Here is a 19,104-nt window from a genome sequence, read left to right on the forward strand (position 1 = left end):
GCCCCCCCCGCCCCCCCCCCGCGGGGCGGCGCCGCCCCGCGGCGGGGGGCGCGCGCGCCCCACTCCGGCAACGCGGCGAGGCGCGGTGCCGGGCCTTCGTGCCGCCGCACTGCCGATGCTCAGGCAGGCACAGGCGCCGGCGCCTCCGGGCCCACGTACCGCGCCACCGGCCTGATGATCTTCGTGTCCTCCGCCTGCTCCAGGATGTTGGCGCTCCAGCCCACCACACGCGCGGCGGCGAAGGTCGGGGTGAACATCTCGCGGGGCAGGCCGCAGAGTTCCATGACCACGCCCGCGTAGTACTCGACGTTGGTGTGCAGTTCACGGCCGGGCTTCAGTTCCGCCAGGATCGCCTCGACGTGCCGCTCGACCTCCACGGCGAAGTCCACCCGCGGACCGCCGAACCCCTGGGCGACCTCGCGCAGCATCCGCGACCGCGGGTCCTCCGTGCGGTAGATCGCGTGCCCGAACCCCATGATGCGATCGCCGGCGAGCACCCGCTCTCGCACCCAGGAGTCGATGCGATCCGGGGTGCCGATCGCGTCCAGGGTGTCCAGCGCGCGACTGGGGGCGCCTCCGTGCAGTGGCCCCGACAGCGCGGCCACCGCACCGGCGAGGCAGGCCGCCACGTCCGCGCCCGTCGACGCGATGACCCGGGCCGTGAAGGTTGACGCATTGAATCCGTGATCAATGGTTGAGATCAGGTACTGCTCGATCGCCCGCGCGTGCTGCTCGGTCGGTACCGAACCGGTCAACATGTAGAGGTAGTTCGCCGCATAGGACAGGTCCTCGCGCGGCTCCACCGGCTCGAGCCCGTTCCCCAGCCGGTGCAGCGCGGTGAGCAGCGTGGGTACGGCCGCGGCCGCCGCGAGGGTGTCCTGCCTGCGCAGGTCGGCGTCGATGTCGTACACGGGCCGGAAGCCCTTGGCCGCGCCCAGCAGCGACAGCGCCGTGCGCATCCCGGCGAGCGGGCCGGAGCGCCCGCCGGCTGCCGCGATGGCCGGCAAGGCCGCTCGCACCTCGTCGGGCAGCCGCCGCAGCGCCGCGGTGTGCGCCGCGAAGGCCGCGCCCTGCCCGGCGTCCGGCAGTTCGCCGTGGACGAGCAGGTGCCAGACGTCCTCGAAGGCGCGGGTCCGCGCGAGGTCGACGGCGGAGTACTGCCGGTAGTGGTAGAAGCCCTCGAGGCCACGGACGTCACCGACCTGGGTGTCGGCGACGACGACACCCGCGAGCCCCCGGGGTGCATCGATGAGCGCGGCTGTGGACCTGTTGACGGACATGTGTTCCTCCCTGGACTTGATTCGACTGTCCATGCTTGACTTGAGGTGTGTCAATATTGATTAGATCAATATATCCATCAATGGTCCGCTAGGCGGATACGGTGACCCCCATGCGCGATCAAGAACCCGTCCCCCTGGACGCGGAACGGCGGCTGACGACCAAGGAGGCCGCCGAACTGCTCGGCGTGAAGGCGGAGACCGTGTACGCGTACGTGAGCCGCGGTCAGCTCAGCAGCCGGCGGGTGACCGGCGGCCGGGGCAGCACCTTCGACGCCGAAGAGGTCGAAGCGCTCGCCCGGCGCAACCGGCGGGAGAGCGCGGGCGGTTCCGGCTCCGGCGGAGAGCTGGGCGTACGCACCCGCATCACGCTGATCGAGAGCGACCGCTACTACTTCCGCGGCGTCGACGCGGTCGACCTGGCCACACGGCACACCTACGAGGAGGTCGCCGAGTGGCTGTGGACCGGCCGGATGCGCCCGGGCACCACGTTCACCGCACCCGCGGCCTCCGTGGCCGTCGCCCGCAGCGCGGTCGAGGCACTGCCCGAACACGCCGCGCCCACCGACCGGTTGCGGGTCGCGGCGATCGCCGCCGCGACCGCCGACCCGCTGCGCTTCGACCTGTCCGAGGACGCCGTACTCGGCACCGCGCGCACCCTCATCCCCACGCTCGTCGCCGCCCTGCCTCCGGGGCGGCGGGACCGCCGTGACGACGGCCCCTTGGCCCACCGCCTGTGGACCCGCCTGTCGCCGCGCAAGGACCCGGACGAGGCGGCTCTGCGCGCCCTGGACGCCGCCCTCGCCCTCCTCGTCGACCACGACCTGGCCGCCTCCACGCTCGCGGTGCGTGTGGCGGCGTCGGCCCGGGCCCACGCCTACGCGGCGGTCTCCGCCGGACTGGGCGTGATCGAGGGGCCGCTGCACGGCGCGGCCAGCGGGCTCGCCCACCGGCTGCTGCAGGACGTGCTCGACCAGGGCGACGCGGCACCGGTGATCGAGGACCAACTCCGCGCCGGCCGCCGTATCCCGGGACTCGGCCACCGGCTCTACCCGGGCGAGGACCCGCGCGCGCGTGCGCTGTTCGCCCTCCTGGAGCAGGTCCCGCAGGCGGAACCCGCCCTGCTCGCGGCCCGGGAGATCGTCGAGACCACCGCCCGCCACACCCCGCTGCACGCCAACGTCGACCTGGCGCTCGCCGTGCTCACCACGTCCTGCGGCATGCCGCCGACCGCGGGCGAGACGATCTTCGCAGTGGCCCGTACGGCGGGCTGGATCGCCCACGCCCTGGAGGAGTACGGCGAGCGCCCCCTGCGCATGCGCCCGAGCGGTGTCTACTCAGGTCCCAAGCCGCCACAACCACTGCCGGAGTAGGCAAGGGCGGGGCCGGAATGAGCTGCGGCCCAACTCAGGTTAGGCTCACCTCTGTGAGTACGTGCTCAAGCGTCTCCCGGGACTCCGACGAGCCCGTTCCGGGAACCGCGGCCATCGCGAGGACCTGGCTGTTGCTGGAACAGCCCGGCCCGTGGGGTGCCAAGGCGCTCACTTCGAGCCACCTGGACCCCGCGGTGGGCCGTGCCCTGGAGGCGGCCGCGAAGGACACGGGCGTACGGATCGTGCTCATCCGCAGGCCAGGGCGCCATGCGGACCGCCGTATGCCCGCCACGCGCCGGGTGTTCGCGGCCCACACCGTTCCGGGAAACGTGTGGCTGCGCAGCGCCACCACCTCGGACCCCGCCCGGCTGCTCGAACTCGACTTCGCCGCACTCGGCCGGGGCGACCACGGCAGTTTCGACGCCGTGCTCGGGGCGGAGCCCCACGACGATGAGCCGCTCGCCCTCGTCTGCACCAACGGCAAGCGCGACCGATGCTGCGCCCTCCTCGGCCGGCCCCTCGCCGCCGAACTGGTGGCGTCCGGCGTCGAGGGCGTCTGGGAGGTCACCCATCTGGGTGGTCACCGCTTCTCCCCCACGGCGCTCGTGCTGCCGTACGGATACGCCTACGGCCGGGCTGAGGCGCACACCCTCAAGGAGGTCCTGCAGGGCGCGCGGGAGGGGCGGATCGTCGTGGAGGGCTGCCGGGGCGGCTCGGCCTGGGAACGGCCCGGCCAGGCGGCCGAGCTGGCCGTGCGCACCATGACGGGCGAGTGCGCGGCGGAGGCGCTGAGCGTCGTACGGACGGCCGGCGCGGCCCCGCACTGGGAGGTGACCGTCGCCCACGTCGACGGGCGCCGCTGGCAGGTCGACGTGGTCCAGGGGGCCGCCCTGCCGCCCCGTCCGGAGAGCTGCGGGGCGTCCGTCCTCGGGTCACCCGCGCGGATGGACGTGGTGGCGGTGCGCGAGGTGAGGTTGACGACGGCGCTCGCGAGCTGACCGTCCGGCCTCCACCGATTTCCGGCAGTGGACGCCGTCTTCGCACGTATTGATCAAGAGATCCATGCCACACCCGTTACGGCGAGTGGGCAGCCGCACGTACCGTCATGGGTATGAGCCCCACTCCCCCCGCTCGCCGCCTGCGCCTCGGCCTGCCCCGGCGGGTGTTCTCGCAGGTGCTGCTGATGCAGGTGGCGATCGCCGCGGGGGTCGCGGTCCTCGCGACCGGGCTGTTCCTCGCGCCCCTCGGCGACCAGCTCGACGACCAGGCGATGCGCCGCGCCCTGGCGATCGCGCAGACCACCGCGCAGCAGCCGGGCCTCGCCGAGGAGGTGAGGGACACGCCTCCCTCACCGAACGGTCCGGTGCAGAAGGAGGCGGAGCGGATCCGCAAGGCCACCAAGGCCGAGTACGTCGTCGTGATGGACTGGCGGGGCGTGCGCTGGTCGCACACCGACCCCAAGCAGATCGGCGGCATCGTCTCGACCGACCCCGGCCAGGCCCTGGCCGGCAAGGAGGTCATGGAGATCGACAGCGGCACCCTGGGCCGCTCCGCACGGGGCAAGGTGCCGCTGCGCGACAGCGACGGCACGATCGTCGGTGCCGTCTCGGTCGGTATCGCCTACGACAGCGTCCGGGCCCGGCTCATCCACGCGATCCCCGGGCTGCTCGCGTATGCCGGCGGTGCCCTGGCCGTGGGCGCGCTGGCCGCGTGGCTCATCTCGCGGCGGGTCCAACGACAGACCAGGGACCTGGCCTTCTCGGACATCGCGGCGCTGCTGTCGGAACGGGAGGCGATGCTGCACGGCATCCGGGAAGGCGTCGTCGCCCTGGACCGCACCGGCCGGATCCGCCTCGTCAACGACGAGGCGCAGCGCCTGCTGAGCATCGGGGACGCGGTGGTGGGCCGCTCCCCCGACGAGGCGCTCGGCGCGGGCCGGACGGCCGACGTGCTGGCCGGACGCGTCACCGGCACCGACCTGCTCACCGTGCGCGGCCAGCGGGTGCTGGTCGCCAACCGCATGCCCACCGACGACGGCGGCGCCGTGGCCACCTTGCGCGACCGCACCGAGTTGGAGCAGCTGGGCCGCGAACTCGACTCCACCCGTGGTCTGATCGACGCCCTGCGCGCCCAGGACCACGAGCACGCCAACCGGATGCACACGCTCCTGGGGCTGCTCGAACTGGAGATGTACGACGAAGCCGTCGAGTTCGTCGGCGAAGTCGTCGGCGACCACCGGGCGACCGCGGAACAGGTCACCGAGCGGATCGAGGATCCCCTGCTCGCCGCCCTGCTGGTCGGCAAGGCAACCGTCGCGGCCGAGCGGGGCGTCGCCCTGTGGGTGTCGGACCGGACCCGGCTGCCCGACCGGCTGGTCGACCCGCAGGGCCTGGTCACCGTCGTGGGGAACCTGGTGGACAACGCGCTCGACGCCGTCGCGGGCAAGCCGCACGCGCGCGTGGAGGTCGAACTGCGCGCCGAGGGCCGCACGGCGATCCTCAGGGTGTGCGACACGGGGCCGGGAATCCCGCCCGAGCACCGAGAGTCGATCTTCACCGAGGGATGGTCCACGAAGAAGCCGCCGGCGCACCGCGAGCGGGGCATCGGGCTCTCCCTGGTGCGCAGGCTCGCCGAGCGGCAGGGGGGCAGGGCGACCGTGGGCGAGGCGCATGGCGGGGGCGCGGAGTTCACCGTCATCCTGCCCGAGGCGCTGGCCGAGCCGGGTCCCGAACCGGCCTTGACCGTGCCGTCCGTCCGGCGGACGGCCGAGGAGAAGTCGTGATGATCGAGGTCCTCGTCGTGGACGACGACACCAGGGTGGCCCGGGTGAATGCCGCCTACGTCGAGAAGGTGCCGGGCTTCCATGTCGCAGGCGAGGCGCACAGCGCCGCGGACGCGCTGCGCCAGCTGGAGACGCTGCCCCGGCTGGACCTGGTGCTCATGGACCACTACCTGCCCGACGAGACGGGGCTGGCGGTCGTCCAGGAGATGCGGCGGCGCGGCCACCAGACCGACGTGATCATGGTGACGGCGGCCCGGGACGTGACGACCGTGCAGGCGGCGATGCGGCACGGCGCACTGCAGTACCTGGTCAAGCCGTTCGCCTTCGCCGGGCTGCGCGCCAAGCTGGAGGCGTACGCGGAGCTGCGTCGCACGCTCGACGGCGGCGGGGAGGCGGAACAGGCCGAGGTGGACCGCATCTTCGGCGCACTGTCGGCCGGGTCTGAACCCGCCCTGCCCAAGGGGCACTCCCCCACCACCGCGGAGCTGGTCCGCCAGTCGCTGATGAACGCCGACGGGCCTCTGTCCGCGCAGGAGATCGCCGAGCGGACCGGGGTGAGCCGCCAGACCGCCCAGCGGTATCTGAAGCTCCTGGAGCGCACGGGACGGGCCAGACTGACCCTGAAGTACGGCGATGCGGGCCGCCCGGAACACCGATACGTGTGGGCGACCCGCGGCTAGAAGGATGCCGAAGATCTTGAAATCGAGTCTGGATTGCACCAGTTCACGCCGATTGACTTTTACTGGCAATCCGGGGTGAGTCGGGTGGCCGGAGCAAGAGTCACCGCCCAGGACCGACCGGGCTACCGGGCAAGGCCGTTGGCCATGCTGTAGGCAGTCCGAGGCCCTCCCGGCTGTCAGCCCGTGGCCTTCTTCGCGAACTCGGTCGTGTAGGTCCGCGCGAGGTCGATCTTGGCGTTCTTGATGTTGGGGTTGAACGCCTTGAGTACCTTCTCGACCGTCTCGGGGCCGTCCGCCGGCATCACGCCGTCGTTGGTGAACATCGGCAACGTGCTTTTGATCGCCTGTGCGTAGAGGGCCTTGTCTCCCTGCGAGTAGTCGGCAGGCATCTTGTCGGCGATCTGGGACGCGCTGTGCGTGGACATCCACTTGAGCGTCTTGACGAACGCGTCGACCAGCTTCTGGACGGTGCTCTTGTGGCTGTCCACCCAGTCCGTCCGCATGTACAGGCTTGACGACGGATACGGCCCGCCGAGTGCCTCCTGGGACCCCTGCGGCGTCCGCATGTCGAGAAGGACGCGGCCCGCCTTCTTGTCCAGGATCTGTGCCACGGTCGGGTCGGTCGTCATGCCGCCGTCGATGGAGCCCTTCTGGAGCGCCGAGATGAAGGTCGGTCCGGCCCCGACGGCGACGGGCGTGAAGTCGCTGACCTTCACACCGTTCTTCACGGCGAGGTACTTGGTGAGGAAGTCCGTCGAGGAACCGAGGCCGGTGATGCCGAGCTTCTTCCCCTTGAAGTCCTTGGGCGAGGTGATGTCACCCGCCGCCTTGTCCGAGACGATCTCGACCTCCCCGGGGGCGCGAGAGAACTGCACGACCGACTCGATGTGCTTGCCCTTGGTCTGGAGGTCGAGGGTGTGGTCGTAGAAGCCGACGGCTCCCTGGACCTGCCCGGAGACCAGCGCCGTCTCGGCCTGGACGCCGGCCGGCTCGCTCAGCAGTTTCACGTCGAGCCCCTCGGCGTCGAAGTAGCCGAGCCGCTGGGTGAGCATGGCGGGCAGGTAGATGACCTTGTCCAGGCCCCCGACCATGATCTTGACCTGCTCGCCCTTGCCGTCACCTCCGCTGCCCGAGCCGGCCGACGCCGTACCGGCGGCGTCGTTGGCGCAGGCGGTGAGCGAGGAGAGGGCGAGCAGGCCGGCGGTGGCCAGGGCGGCGTATCGGGCGTTCTTGCGCATGGCGGTTCACGTCCTTGTGAAGGGGAGTAACGGAGAAGGGGGCGTACGGGGCGGGTGTCAGTGCTCGGAACCTGCGGGCTTCCAGCGGAAGACGCGCCGTTCGGCGAAGGTGAGCAGTCCTTCGGCGAGGAGCGCGACGACGGCGAGGATGACCATCGCCGCGTACACCCCGGCCGCGTTGAAGGTGCCCTGCGACTGCGCGACGAGCAGGCCGATGCCCTTGGTGGCGCCGATGTACTCGCCGACGATGGCTCCGATGAGGGCGAAGCCGAAGCTGACGTGGAGGCTGGTGAAGATCCAGGAGGTGGCGGACGGGATGACCACCTGAAGGGTCACCCGGCGGTCGCTCGCGCCCAGGATGCGGGCGTTGGAGACGAGGTTGCGGTCGACCTCGCGGGCGCCCTGGAAGGCGTTGAAGAACACCGGGAAGAAGACCAGGACGACGGCCGAGGCGACCTTGGAGGCCGGGCCGAGTCCGAACCAGATCACGAAGATCGGTGCGAGGACGATCCGGGGAATCGAGTTGAGCACCTTGATGTACGGACCAAGGACATCGGCGAGCAGCGTGATCCGCCCCAGCGCGATGCCGAGCACGACACCCGCGACCACACCGAGGACCCAGCCCAGCAACGCCTCGTAGAGCGTGTACCAGATCTGCTCGCCCAACGAACCGAGCGCGGTACCGTGCGCGACCCACGTGTAGATCTGGTCCCAGATCTGCGAGGGCATGGAGAAGTTGAACGGATCGATGACCTGAGCCCGGGACAGCGCCTCCCAGAGACCGAGGACGCCGACCAGCAGCAGCGCCCGAACCGAGTTGATGAGGACTTTCCGCCGGCGTGCGGCGCGGGCCCGCGAGTGGGCACGGTCGGGGGCCTTGGCCGTCTCCACCACCGGTGCGCTGAGCAGTTCAGGCGACATGGGCGGCACCCCTCTCGCGGGTGATGCGCACCTCTTCGCCGAGGGATTCCCAGATCTCGCGGTAGATCTCGATGAACCGCGGCTCCAGGCGCACCGCCTCGACCTTGCGCGGCCGGGGCAGGTCGATGGTGAAAATCCTCTTCACGGTGGCCGGTCCCGCGGTCATCACGACGACCTTGTCGGCCAGGGCGATGGACTCCTCCAGGTCGTGGGTGACGAAGACGACCGAGGCGCGCGTGCCCTCCCACAGGTCGAGCAGTTCGTCCGACATCAACGCCCTGGTCTGCACGTCGAGTGCCGAGAACGGCTCGTCCATGAGCAGGATCTCGGGGTCGTTGACGAAGGTCGCGGCGAGCGCCACCCGCTTGCGCTGGCCGCCGGAGAGCTGGTGCGGGTAGCGGTCCTCGAAGGCCGCGAGCCCGACCCGGGCCAGCCACTCGCGTGCCTTCCGCTTCGCCTCCCCCTTGGGCACGCCCCGGAAGCGCGGTCCCGCCATCACGTTGGACAGGACCGTACGCCACGGGAAGGTGGCGTCCTGCTGGAAGACGAAGCCGACCTTGTCACCGACGCCGCGTACCGGCTCGCCGACGACCAGCACCTCGCCCTCGGTGGGCTCCTCCAGGCCGCTGACCAGGGTCAGCGTGGTCGATTTGCCGCAGCCCGTGGGGCCGACGACCGCCACGAACTCGCCGCGGCCGACCGTGAGATCCAGGTCGCGGACGGCCGTGTGCAGGCCTCCAGACGGGGTCCTGAACGTCTTGCTCGCGCCCCGCAGTTCGATGACGGGGCTGGTGTCTGCGCTCATGGCCGGGGACGGTAGATCCGGTTCCGGAAGCGACATCAGTCTTGTGCGCGCATACCGTTCTTTTGCTCGCAGAAGCCTGTTGTGCTCGTTCTGCTCGGGTTACAACAACGGAGCCGAACAGGGCTCGCTGCCCGCATGGCCTTGACGGAAAGAGGCCCGATGATTGACGTCCTGGTCGTGGACGACGACTTCCGTGTCGCCGAGATCAACGCCAAGTACGTGGGAAAGGTCCCCGGTTTCCGGGTGGCGGCCCGCGCGCACAGTGCCGCCCAGGCGCTGGCGAGTGTGCAGCGCGGAGGCATCGACCTGGTCCTGCTCGACCACTACCTTCCCGACTGGACGGGCCTCGAACTCGTCCACCGCATGCGCGAGCAGGGCCACGGGGCCGACGTCATCATGATCACCGCAGCCGGGGACGTCGCGACCATCCAGACCGCGATGCGCCTGGGCGCGCTGCACTACCTGGTCAAACCCTTCACCTTCGCCGCGTTGCACACCCGCCTCGACTCCTATGCCGCCCTGCGCCGCACCGTCGAGCGGGTCGGCGGCGGTCGCGGCATCGCCGCGCAGGAGCAGGTCGACCGGATCTTCAGCGCCCTGCGCACCACGCCGCTCCCGGCCTCCCCGGGGCTGTCGAACGGCCACTCGGAGCCGACCACGGAACTGATCTGCCGCGTCCTGCACCACGCCGATCACCCGCTCTCCGCCCACGAGGTCGCCGCCGAGACGGGCCTGAGCCGCTCCACCGCCCAGCGCTACCTCCGCCGCCTGGAACAGTCCGGCCGCCTGCGCCTGTCCCTCAGGTACGGCGACACGGGCCGACCCGAACACCGCTACGCCTGGGTGACGCCGTAGCCGTACGGCCGTGCGGGCGCCGCCCTACGCCGCCCCCGCCCCGGTCAGCGACCGCACCTCGGTCTCCGCCTGCTTGGCCTCGTCCGGCACCTCAGCCGAGGTGACCGTGCCCAGCCAGCCCGCGAGGAAGCCCAGCGGGATCGAGACCAGGCCCGGGTTCTGCAGCGGGAAGTACTGGAAGTCGACGCCCGGGAACAGCGAGTCCGGGCTGCCCGAGACCACCGGGGAGAGCACCACGAGCACCACCGCCGGGATCAGGCCGCCGTAGACCGCCCACACGGCGCCACGGGTGGTGAAACCGCGCCAGAACAGGGAGTAGAGCAGCACCGGAAGGTTCGCCGACGCGGCGACGGCGAAGGCGAGCCCCACCAGGAACGCGACGTTGAGGTCCCTCGCCAGCAGACCGAGGGCGATCGCCACCACCCCTACTCCGGCTGCCGCGATACGCGCCACGGCCACCTCACTGCGCGGTTTGCCGCCCTTCCGCCGCAGGGACGCGTACAGGTCATGGGCCACGGACGCCGAGGACGCGAGCGTGATGCCGGCGACCACGGCGAGAATGGTGGCGAAGGCGACCGCGGCGACGATCGCGAACAGGACCGTTCCCCCCGTGGACCCGGCACCACCGCCCAGATCGAGCGCCAGCAGCGGAACCGCCGTGTTCCCCGCCGCGTTCGATCCGCGTACCGCCTCCGGCCCCACGATGGCGGCCGCCCCGAACCCGAGCACGATCGTCATCAGGTAGAAGCCCCCGATGAGGCCGATGGCCCAGACCACGGAGCGGCGTGCGGCGCGCGCCGTGGGCACCGTGTAGAAGCGGGACAGGATGTGCGGCAGCCCCGCCGTACCCAGTACGAGGGCCAGTCCCAGGCTGATGAAGTCGAACCGGGAGGTCCAGTCCCCGCCGTACTTCAGCCCGGGCGCCAGGAACGCCTCCCCGTGCCCGCTGCGCTCGGCCGCCGTGAGCAGCAGCCGGTCCAGGTCGCCTTGGAAGCGCACCAGGACGAGCACCGTCAGGGCGATGGTGCCGCCGAGCAGCAGGACCGCCTTGACGATCTGGATCCATGTGGTCGCCCGCATACCTCCGAACGACACATAGATCACCATGAGCGCGCCGACGCCGATGACGGTCCAGGCCCGTGCCGCCCCGCTCGTGCCCCCGAGCAGCAGCGCCACCAGGCTGCCCGCGCCGACCATCTGCGCCACCAGATACAGAACGGACACGGTGACCGAGGAGGTTCCCGCCGCGATCCGCACCGGCCGCTCCCTCATCCGCGCCGCCACGACGTCGGCGAGCGTGAACCGGCCACAGTTGCGGACCAGTTCGGCGACGAGGAACAACACCACCAGCCACGCCACCAGGAATCCGACGACATACAGCAGCCCGTCGTAGCCGAACAGCGCGATGAGCCCGGTGACCCCGAGGAAGGAAGCGGCCGACATGTAGTCGCCCGCGATGGCAAGACCATTCTCCATGGGTGTGAAGAGCCGCCCGCCCACGTAGAACTCCTCCGCCGATCCACGCCGGTTGCGGCTCACCCAGGTCGTGATGGCCAGCGTGACCGCGACGAACGCGCTGAACAGCAGCAGTGCCAAGGTCTGGTGATCACCCGTCACGAGGCACCGCCGTCCACGCCGCGCGTCAGTTCCTGGGTGTCCCACCGCAGTTCGAGCGCGGCCCGGTCCCTGCGCAGCCGCGCGTGCCGTGCGTACGCCCAGGTGAGCAGGAAGGTGGTCAGGAACTGCCCGAGCCCCGCGACCATCGCCACGTTCACCGCTCCCGCCACGGGCCGGGCCATCAGCGATGGCGCCGTCGTGGCCGCCACGACGTAACCCACGTACCAGGCGAAGAAGGCCGCGGAGGCCGGCACCACGAACCTGCGGTACCGCCGACGCACCTCCCGAAAGGCCTCGCTGCGCTGCACCTCCAGGTACACATCGGCCGCGGCGGCCCCGGTCTCGCCCCCTTTTCGGGCGGACGGCACGACCGTCGGAGCGGGCGCCTCGACACCGGCCGACTCGCCCCAGCCGGAGGCCAGGGCGTCGTACCAGGGATCGTCGTACCTCAGCTGTCCGGCCCCCTCGGCCGGGGCCGGGTCATGACCGTCGAGATGCTCGACCGAACTTTCCTGACCAGCCCCGGCTCCGTGGGGACGGCCCTTGCTTGACTGCATGCCCAAGGATGGACAGAACGGGAAGATGCCCGACTCTTCTTCCCCTCGCTGTTCACCCCATCAGGTGACCCGACCCGCAAGCCGCCGCCGGCTCCGAGCCGGGATGCGACACCCCGGCCCTGCTCCGTTACGGCCCGGTGCGGCTGCTACGCGTCGATCCGCGACCGGTCCAGCGTCGCCGCGGAGTTGGAGATGAACTCCTTGCGCGGCGCCACGTCGTTGCCCATCAGTAGATCGAAGACCTGCTCGGCGGCCTCCAGGTCGGACAGGTTGATCCGGCGAAGGGTGCGGTGGCGCGGGTCCATGGTCGTCTCGGCCAGCTGGTCGGCGTCCATCTCGCCGAGGCCCTTGTAGCGCTGGATCGAGTCCTTGTAGCGGATGCCCTTGGTCTGGAACTCCATGAGCTTGTCTCGCAGCTCCCGGTCCGAGTACGTGTAGACGTACTTGTCCTGGCCCTTCTTCGGCTGGACGATCTCGATGCGGTGCAGCGGCGGCACCGCGGCGAAGACCCGTCCGGCCTCGACCATCGGCCGCATGTAGCGGTGGAACAGGGTCAGGAGCAGCGTGCGGATGTGCGAGCCGTCGACGTCGGCGTCGGTCATCATGATGATCTTGCCGTACCGGGCCGTGTCGATGTCGAAGGTCCGGCCCGAGCCGGCCCCTATGACCTGGATGATCGCGCCGCACTCGGCGTTCTTCAGCATGTCCGTCACGGACGACTTCTGGACGTTCAGAATCTTGCCCCGGATCGGCAGCAGCGCCTGGAACTCGGAGTTCCGGGCGAGCTTCGCCGTGCCGAGCGCGGAGTCGCCCTCGACGATGAACAGCTCGCTTCGGTCGACGTCGTCACTGCGGCAGTCGGCGAGCTTGGCCGGGAGCGAGGAGGACTCCAGGGCCGTCTTGCGGCGCTGGGCGTCCTTGTGCTGCCGCGCGGCGATGCGGGTGCGGGCCGCGGCGACAGCCTTCTCCAGCACGACACGGGCCTGCTGGGCCGCGTCCCGCTTCGTGGAGGTCAGGAACGCCTTCAGTTCCTTGCTGATCACGTTACTCACGATGCGACGGGCCGCCGAGGTCCCCAGGACCTCCTTGGTCTGCCCCTCGAACTGAGGCTCCGCGAGGCGCACCGTGACGACCGCGGTCAGCCCCTCCAGGGCGTCGTCCTTGACGATGTCGTCCTCGGCGACGCGCAGCAGTTTCTTGGCGCGCAGCACCTCGTTCATGGTGGTGGCCACGGCCTGCTCGAAGCCGGCGACGTGAGTACCCCCCTTGGGGGTGGCGATGATGTTCACGAACGACTTCAGGGTCGTGTCGTACCCCGTGCCCCACCTGAGCGCCACATCGACGTCGAGCTCACGGGTGACCTGGGTGGGCGTCATCTGACCGTGCTCGTCCAGGACCGGGACGGTCTCCCTGAAGGTGCCCTGACCGGAGAGGCGAAGGACGTCACAAACCGGCTTGTCGGTGGCCAGGTACTCGCAGAACTCGCTGATCCCGCCGTCGAAGCGGAAGGACTCCTCGCCCTTGCTGCCGCCCTCGCCGAGCCCGTACTCGTCACGCACGACGATGGTCAGGCCGGGCACCAGGAACGCGGTCTGGCGGGCACGCTGGTGCAGCGTCTCCAGGGAGAGCTTGGCGTCCTTGAGGAAGATCTGGCGGTCGGCCCAGTACCGCACGCGAGTGCCGGTACGGGTCTTGGGGATCTTCTTGGCCTTGCGCAGGCCTCCCTTGGCCTCGAACTTGGCGTCCGGGCCGTTCCCGGCGAAGGCTCCGGGGACGCCGCGCCGGAAGCTGATCGCGTGGGTGTGCCCCCCACGGTCCACCTCGACGTCCAGTCGGGCGGACAGGGCGTTCACCACGGAGGCACCGACGCCGTGCAGACCGCCGGAGGCGGCGTACGAGCCGCCTCCGAACTTGCCGCCGGCGTGCAGCTTGGTCATGACGACCTCGACACCCGACAGGCCGGTCTTGGGCTCGACGTCGACCGGGATGCCCCGGCCGTTGTCCCGGACCTCGACCGAGCCGTCGTCCTGGAGGATCACCTCGATGTGGTCGCAGTAGCCGCCGAGGGCCTCGTCGACGGAGTTGTCGATGATCTCCCAGAGGCAGTGCAGCAGGCCACGGCTGTCGGTCGACCCGATATACATGCCCGGGCGCTTGCGCACGGCCTCGAGCCCCTCGAGGACGAGCAGGTGCCGCGCGGTGTAGTTGGAACCGTCCCGGTCTGCTCCTGCCAGCAGAGCTGTGGACGGCACGGACGTATCGGCGGTCACGCGGTTCGCTCCTCGCTGAATTTCAGATGGGGCCCTCACGGGTAAGGGCGCGGCTTCAGTCACCGGTGAGAGGGTACAGAGGCCTGGTAGAGCCGTTGTAACGCCACCCTCGTCGGAAACTCAGACTAGTCCAGGCTCGCATGCCTGTTCGATCCCTCGATGGAGTGAAGCACACATCACGTTCCCTTCCAGGCATGAACCATTTAGGCTCCGGGCACGTCCTCATGAACGACCGGCAACCCAGCCGGGAGGACCGACCACCGATACAACGCGAAGCCCCGTAAGACACATAGACACGCAATACGGCACATTCGCCGCCAACCGGCAACAGACAGCCGCCTCGCAAAGATTCTTTCGAGGAGAAGCCCAGAGCGGGAACGTTTTGGGGCTGGTTGGATGTTGACCCTGGTACGACAGCTCGTCGAGCTAGAGAAGAGGCGACGTGACTACTGTTCTGACCCCTGCGAGCCAGTTGACGGCCGCTGATCGCTGCGACCGCTGCGGCGCCCAGGCGTACGTGCGCGTCGTCCTGCTCAGCGGCGGAGAGCTGCTCTTCTGCGCCCACCACGGGCGCAAGTTCGAGCCGGAACTCAAGAAGATCGCCGCTGAGATACAGGACGAGACGGAGCGGCTGACGTCCGTTCCCGAGAACGCCTCCGAAGAAGAGCGCTGACACCTCGCGTCCGACGACGAGCCAGCCCGGCACAGGCCGGTGAGCGGGCGGCTGCCTCTCCACTCGGAGGCAGCCGCCCGTCCTCGTCCCCACTCGCCGACTCAGGCGCCGCCGGACGCCTCCCACAGCCTTCTCACGCCCGGGTCCAGCCGAGGGTTCGCATCAGGTCGGACACCCGCGTGTACACCCCCGGGCTGCCGGCTCGCCCACAGCCGATCCCCCAGGACACGAGCCCTATCACCCGCCCCTGGGCCACCAGCGGGCCCCCGCTGTCGCCCTGGCAGGCGTCCCGACCCCCCTCCGTCTCCCCGGCGCACAGCATGCTCCGAGCGTCATAGGCGCCGTCGGCACCCCCTGGATACGCGTCCTCGCAGAGAGCGTCGGCGAGCAGGCGCACGCGTGCCGCCCGCAGACTGTTCGCATACGCTCCGGCGCCCGAGGTGTCGCCCCACCCGTACACCGTCGCAGTACCACCCACCGCATACGCGGGGTCACCGTCCGGAGCCATGCCGATGACCGAGTCGGCGGGGAGAGGTTCGTCCAGGGTGAGGACGGCGAAGTCCCCGGAGTTGCTGACACCGTCGTACGCCGGGTTCACCCAGGTGCGGCGCACGGCGACCTCCTGACCACCCTGGTTCGAGAGCAGGTCGGTGCGCCCGGCTATGACCTTGAGGTCCCGCGCCCGCTCCGGTGGCCCGCCCAGCACGTCCCGGTCCAGACAGTGGGCTGCGGTGAGCACGGTGCTGCGGCCCACCGCCACGCCTCCGCAGAACTGCCCCGCGCGCGTCCCTCCGAACCGGTCACGACTCGACAGGGCCACCGTCCAGGGGCTCTGGGACACGTCGACGGGGAATCCACCTATGACCACCCGGTCGGCGGCCACAGAGGCGTTGGAACCCAGGGATATGACGCTCAGCGAGGCAGCGGCCAGGGCCACGGCTCGGGCAAGGCGACGACGCATACACACTCCTCACTCCGTGGTGACGATGAGACACCCAGGGTGATCCACGCCGCCGGCCTCCGCACCCCGGAGGGCGACACAGCGAAGGCCCGGCTTCCCTCAGGAAACCGGGCCTTCCACGTCGTACGACCGCGATCAGTCGAGATAGTCGCGCAGCACCTGCGAACGGGACGGGTGGCGCAGCTTCGACATCGTCTTGGACTCGATCTGGCGGATCCGCTCGCGTGTGACGCCGTACACCTTGCCGATCTCGTCGAGGGTCTTCGGCTGACCGTCGGTGAGACCGAAGCGCATGGAGACGACGCCCGCCTCGCGCTCGGACAGGGTGTCCAGAACGGAGTGGAGCTGCTCCTGGAGGAGAGTGAAGCTGACCGCGTCCGCCGGGACGACCGCCTCGGAGTCCTCGATGAGGTCACCGAACTCGCTGTCGCCGTCCTCGCCCAGCGGGGTGTGCAGCGAGATCGGCTCGCGGCCGTACTTCTGGACCTCGATGACCTTCTCCGGGGTCATGTCGAGCTCCTTGGCCAGCTCCTCCGGGGTGGGCTCGCGGCCCAGGTCCTGGAGCATCTGGCGCTGCACACGCGCGAGCTTGTTGATGACCTCGACCATGTGCACCGGGATACGGATGGTGCGGGCCTGGTCGGCCATGGCGCGAGTGATCGCCTGACGGATCCACCAGGTGGCGTACGTGGAGAACTTGTAGCCCTTGGTGTAGTCGAACTTCTCGACCGCGCGGATCAGACCGAGGTTGCCCTCCTGGATGAGGTCCAGGAAGAGCATGCCGCGGCCGGTGTAGCGCTTGGCCAGGGAGACCACCAGACGGAGGTTGGCCTCCAGCAGGTGGTTCTTGGCGCGGCGGCCGTCCTCGGCGATGATCTCCAGCTCGCGCTTGAGCTTCGGGGCGAGCTTGTCGGCATTGGCCAGCTTGTCCTCGGCGAACAGCCCCGCCTCGATGCGCTTGGCGAGCTCGACCTCCTGCTCGGCGTTGAGCAGGGGGACCTTGCCGATCTGCTTCAGGTAGTCCTTGACCGGGTCGGCGGTGGCACCGGCGGCAGCCACCTGCTGCGCGGGCGCGTCGTCCTCGTCCTCGTCGGAGAGCACGAAACCCGCGTTCTCGGTGCCCTCGGGCTCCTCAACGGCCTTGCCGGGGGCTGCTTCCTCGAGCACCTCCTCTTCGAGGAGTTCGACGTCGTCCTTCTTGGCACTGGTCTTCTTGGCCGCCGTTTTCTTGGCGACGGCCTTCTTCGCGGCCGCCTTCTTGGCGGTCGTCTTCTTGGCAGCCGCCTTCTTGGCGGGCGCCTCCTCCTCGACGGCGGGCTCGGTGGCGGGCGCCGCCGGCGTGGCGGTGGCCTTCCTGGTGGTCACCGCCTTGGCCGCGACCGTCTTGGTGGCGGTGCGCTTGGCAGGACTCTTCGCTGCGACGCTCTTTCGGGTGCGCTTGGGCTCTGCGGCACTGACCATCAGCGTCACACCCTCTTCCTCGAGGATCTGGTTGAGGCTGCGCAGTACGTTCTTCCACTGAGTGGCCGGAATCTGGTCAGCTTCGAAGGCCCGACGCACGTCATCGCCGGCGATCTGCCCCTCAGCCTTTCCCCGCTCAATGAGCGCCATGACAGAGACGGACTCGGCGATCTCCGGCGGGAGCGTACGGGATGTGCTGGCCGACACGAACAACCTCTCGGAACGTTGGAAAACGGCTTCCGGCCCCGTCCACAGGGACAGGAGCCGACCGCCGGCTTGGGGATGGGCCGACGGCGCGGGCGGGGGCCGGGAAGATGCACAGCGCCGTGTACGGCGTCCGTATTCCCTCCGCGGCTGTCACCTCTTAGGTCATCGCGTTCTTCCCGCGAGCGTTACGCCCAATCTGCGTGGCCCGAGTCACACCCCGTAAGCGAACAAAAACGGTCAGACGCGGGCACGGGAGGTCATTTACGGTACCGACCCGGCCTGCCCTGCGGAACTGCGGCCCCTTCGCGCCGTCGGACCCCGCGGGATCACGAAGATCCCGCGGGGTCCGACGGGAGGCGGTCCACCGACCGGGCGCTGCCACAGGAGGGGGGTGGCACACCCGGCCGCGCCGCCCGCGGAACGCGGTCAGTGCTCGCGCGGGGCGGGCACCACCCGTTCCACCTCGGGGTGGACGGTGAGAAGTTGGCGCATCGCCGCCTCGGCGGCGGCTCCGTCGCCGGCGCCGAGGGCGTCACAGATACGGCCGTGATGGGCCAGCGACGTCTCGTTCGGCCGGTCACAGCCCGCGACCGGGCCACCGGAGACCTGGAGGGCGGAGGACACGATCCCCGAGAGGTGCTCCAGCATGCGGTTGCCCGCGACCTGGATGAGCAGCGAGTGGAATTCGGAGTCGGCGCGGGAGAAGGTGAGCGCGTCACCCTGGGCCATCGCGTGCCCCATGATCTCGACCATGTCCGTCAGGCGCTGCTGGACGTCCTCGCGCCCGTGCCCGGCGGCGAGGCGGGCGGCGAGCGGCTCGATCGTCCAGCGCAGCTCGCTCAGCTCGCGGCGCTGGCTGTCGCGCTGCGGCCCGAAGGCCCGCCACTCGATGATGTCCGGATCGAGGAGGTTCCAGTCACTGACGGGCCGCACGCGGGTGCCGACGTTCGGGCGGGCGCTCACCAGACCCTTGGCCTCCAGGACACGGAGCGACTCGCGCACGACGGTGCGGGAGACCTCGAAGCGCTGGCCGATCTCCTCGGGCACCAGCGGACGATCGGCCCCCAGGTCGCCGGAGACGATCATTTGACCCAGTTGCTGGACGAGTTGGCCGTGCAGCCCGCGGCCGCGGCTACCCGCGGCGCGTCGGCCCACACGGCCCAGCTCGGAGTCCGCGCCGTCCCAGGCAGGGGCCCCGACGCGGTCGACGGCGGGTGCCTCGGCGTAGGGGTAGCGGTCGAGTTCGCCCGGGCTCGCGAGGCCGGAGTCAGCGGAGCGGGCGGCGGTCATCATGGTGTGCGCAAGGGTACTCACGCATCCTTTGTCGGCGCCGTCTCCAACTCCCTTGAGGTCTTTGGTGAAAAGCACACGAAAGGGTGATCGCTCACCCCGTCGCAATTGACGCCTTATCGGAAAGAAATGGGCGT

16 protein-coding genes are annotated in these 19,104 nt (G+C 70.1%); 6 read left to right on the forward strand and 10 right to left on the reverse strand.

Annotated features, from left to right (window positions below; all coding sequences use genetic code 11):
• Window positions 1–119 precede the first annotated feature (119 nt).
• Window positions 120–1,280 (reverse strand): citrate synthase/methylcitrate synthase, encoded by a 1,161-nt coding sequence (locus ACWD1U_RS32580; protein ID WP_451112962.1) that lies wholly within the window; start codon window positions 1,278–1,280, stop codon window positions 120–122.
• Window positions 1,281–1,390: 110 nt separating this feature from the next.
• Here ACWD1U_RS32580 and ACWD1U_RS32585 point away from each other — a divergent pair, with 110 nt between their 5' ends.
• From ACWD1U_RS32585 to ACWD1U_RS32600, 4 genes are all read left to right on the forward strand, one after another.
• On the forward strand, window positions 1,391–2,650 hold the full coding sequence (locus ACWD1U_RS32585) for a citrate synthase (protein ID WP_451112963.1): 1,260 nt from the start codon (window positions 1,391–1,393) through the stop codon (window positions 2,648–2,650).
• A 53-nt stretch (window positions 2,651–2,703) separates the two neighbouring features.
• Window positions 2,704–3,648 (forward strand): sucrase ferredoxin, encoded by a 945-nt coding sequence (locus ACWD1U_RS32590; protein WP_451112964.1) that lies wholly within the window; start codon window positions 2,704–2,706, stop codon window positions 3,646–3,648.
• Between the two features lie 113 nt (window positions 3,649–3,761).
• Window positions 3,762–5,432, forward strand: a complete 1,671-nt coding sequence (locus ACWD1U_RS32595; RefSeq protein WP_451112965.1) for a sensor histidine kinase — start codon at window positions 3,762–3,764, stop codon at window positions 5,430–5,432.
• Window positions 5,432–6,112 (forward strand): response regulator, encoded by a 681-nt coding sequence (locus ACWD1U_RS32600; protein WP_451112966.1) that lies wholly within the window; start codon window positions 5,432–5,434, stop codon window positions 6,110–6,112. The genes ACWD1U_RS32595 and ACWD1U_RS32600 overlap by 1 nt, the downstream gene beginning before the upstream one ends.
• 176 nt (window positions 6,113–6,288) lie before the next feature.
• Here ACWD1U_RS32600 and ACWD1U_RS32605 read toward each other — a convergent pair whose 3' ends face one another.
• From ACWD1U_RS32605 to ACWD1U_RS32615, 3 genes are read right to left on the reverse strand one after another with little or no spacing between them, the layout of a single operon-like run.
• Window positions 6,289–7,350, reverse strand: coding sequence for an ABC transporter substrate-binding protein (locus tag ACWD1U_RS32605; protein ID WP_451112967.1), 1,062 nt, complete (start codon window positions 7,348–7,350; stop codon window positions 6,289–6,291).
• Window positions 7,351–7,407: 57 nt separating this feature from the next.
• Window positions 7,408–8,271: an ABC transporter permease gene (locus ACWD1U_RS32610; protein ID WP_451112968.1), complete on the reverse strand. Its 864-nt coding sequence runs from the start codon at window positions 8,269–8,271 to the stop codon at window positions 7,408–7,410.
• Window positions 8,261–9,076 carry an ABC transporter ATP-binding protein gene (locus tag ACWD1U_RS32615; protein ID WP_451112969.1) on the reverse strand — a complete coding sequence of 272 codons (816 nt, stop codon included), beginning with the start codon at window positions 9,074–9,076 and terminating at the stop codon, window positions 8,261–8,263. Before ACWD1U_RS32615 ends, ACWD1U_RS32610 begins: the two co-directional genes overlap by 11 nt.
• A gap of 159 nt (window positions 9,077–9,235) precedes the next feature.
• Between ACWD1U_RS32615 and ACWD1U_RS32620 the strand changes: the two genes are divergently transcribed.
• Window positions 9,236–9,931, forward strand: coding sequence for a response regulator (locus tag ACWD1U_RS32620; protein WP_451112970.1), 696 nt, complete (start codon window positions 9,236–9,238; stop codon window positions 9,929–9,931).
• A gap of 24 nt (window positions 9,932–9,955) precedes the next feature.
• On the opposite strand, the gene ACWD1U_RS32625 is transcribed toward ACWD1U_RS32620, so the two are convergent.
• From ACWD1U_RS32625 to ACWD1U_RS32635, 3 genes are all read right to left on the reverse strand, one after another.
• Window positions 9,956–11,548: a solute symporter family protein gene (locus ACWD1U_RS32625; RefSeq protein WP_451112971.1), complete on the reverse strand. Its 1,593-nt coding sequence runs from the start codon at window positions 11,546–11,548 to the stop codon at window positions 9,956–9,958.
• Entirely contained in the window at window positions 11,545–12,105 is a 561-nt protein-coding gene (locus ACWD1U_RS32630; RefSeq protein ID WP_451112972.1) for a DUF485 domain-containing protein, read from the reverse strand. The genes ACWD1U_RS32625 and ACWD1U_RS32630 overlap by 4 nt, the downstream gene beginning before the upstream one ends.
• A gap of 146 nt (window positions 12,106–12,251) precedes the next feature.
• Window positions 12,252–14,375: a DNA gyrase/topoisomerase IV subunit B gene (locus ACWD1U_RS32635; protein ID WP_451112973.1), complete on the reverse strand. Its 2,124-nt coding sequence runs from the start codon at window positions 14,373–14,375 to the stop codon at window positions 12,252–12,254.
• Between the two features lie 442 nt (window positions 14,376–14,817).
• Here ACWD1U_RS32635 and ACWD1U_RS32640 point away from each other — a divergent pair, with 442 nt between their 5' ends.
• Window positions 14,818–15,048: a DUF7455 domain-containing protein gene (locus ACWD1U_RS32640; RefSeq protein WP_451112974.1), complete on the forward strand. Its 231-nt coding sequence runs from the start codon at window positions 14,818–14,820 to the stop codon at window positions 15,046–15,048.
• 133 nt (window positions 15,049–15,181) lie between these two features.
• On the opposite strand, the gene ACWD1U_RS32645 is transcribed toward ACWD1U_RS32640, so the two are convergent.
• From ACWD1U_RS32645 to ACWD1U_RS32655, 3 genes are all read right to left on the reverse strand, one after another.
• On the reverse strand, window positions 15,182–16,009 hold the full coding sequence (locus ACWD1U_RS32645) for a S1 family serine peptidase (RefSeq protein WP_451112975.1): 828 nt from the start codon (window positions 16,007–16,009) through the stop codon (window positions 15,182–15,184).
• Window positions 16,010–16,144: 135 nt separating this feature from the next.
• Window positions 16,145–17,677 carry an RNA polymerase sigma factor gene (locus ACWD1U_RS32650; protein ID WP_451112976.1) on the reverse strand — a complete coding sequence of 511 codons (1,533 nt, stop codon included), beginning with the start codon at window positions 17,675–17,677 and terminating at the stop codon, window positions 16,145–16,147.
• 426 nt (window positions 17,678–18,103) lie between these two features.
• On the reverse strand, window positions 18,104–18,991 hold the full coding sequence (locus ACWD1U_RS32655; RefSeq protein ID WP_451112977.1) for a FadR/GntR family transcriptional regulator: 888 nt from the start codon (window positions 18,989–18,991) through the stop codon (window positions 18,104–18,106).
• Between the last annotated feature and the right edge of the window lie 113 nt (window positions 18,992–19,104).

The organism is Streptomyces sp. NPDC002788 (genome assembly GCF_053592115.1).

Bases quoted from the DNA above. Each gene is read 5' to 3' on its own strand.
- ACWD1U_RS32580 (WP_451112962.1), bottom strand. From the start codon at position 1,280: ATGTCCGTCAACAGGTCCACAGCCGCGCTCATCGATGCACCCCGGGGG.
- ACWD1U_RS32585 (WP_451112963.1), top strand. From the start codon at position 1,391: ATGCGCGATCAAGAACCCGTCCCCCTGGACGCGGAACGGCGGCTGACG.
- ACWD1U_RS32595 (WP_451112965.1), top strand. From the start codon at position 3,762: ATGAGCCCCACTCCCCCCGCTCGCCGCCTGCGCCTCGGCCTGCCCCGG.
- ACWD1U_RS32600 (WP_451112966.1), top strand. From the start codon at position 5,432: ATGATCGAGGTCCTCGTCGTGGACGACGACACCAGGGTGGCCCGGGTG.
- ACWD1U_RS32605 (WP_451112967.1), bottom strand. From the start codon at position 7,350: ATGCGCAAGAACGCCCGATACGCCGCCCTGGCCACCGCCGGCCTGCTC.
- ACWD1U_RS32610 (WP_451112968.1), bottom strand. From the start codon at position 8,271: ATGTCGCCTGAACTGCTCAGCGCACCGGTGGTGGAGACGGCCAAGGCC.
- ACWD1U_RS32615 (WP_451112969.1), bottom strand. From the start codon at position 9,076: ATGAGCGCAGACACCAGCCCCGTCATCGAACTGCGGGGCGCGAGCAAG.
- ACWD1U_RS32620 (WP_451112970.1), top strand. From the start codon at position 9,236: ATGATTGACGTCCTGGTCGTGGACGACGACTTCCGTGTCGCCGAGATC.
- ACWD1U_RS32630 (WP_451112972.1), bottom strand. From the start codon at position 12,105: ATGCAGTCAAGCAAGGGCCGTCCCCACGGAGCCGGGGCTGGTCAGGAA.
- ACWD1U_RS32645 (WP_451112975.1), bottom strand. From the start codon at position 16,009: ATGCGTCGTCGCCTTGCCCGAGCCGTGGCCCTGGCCGCTGCCTCGCTG.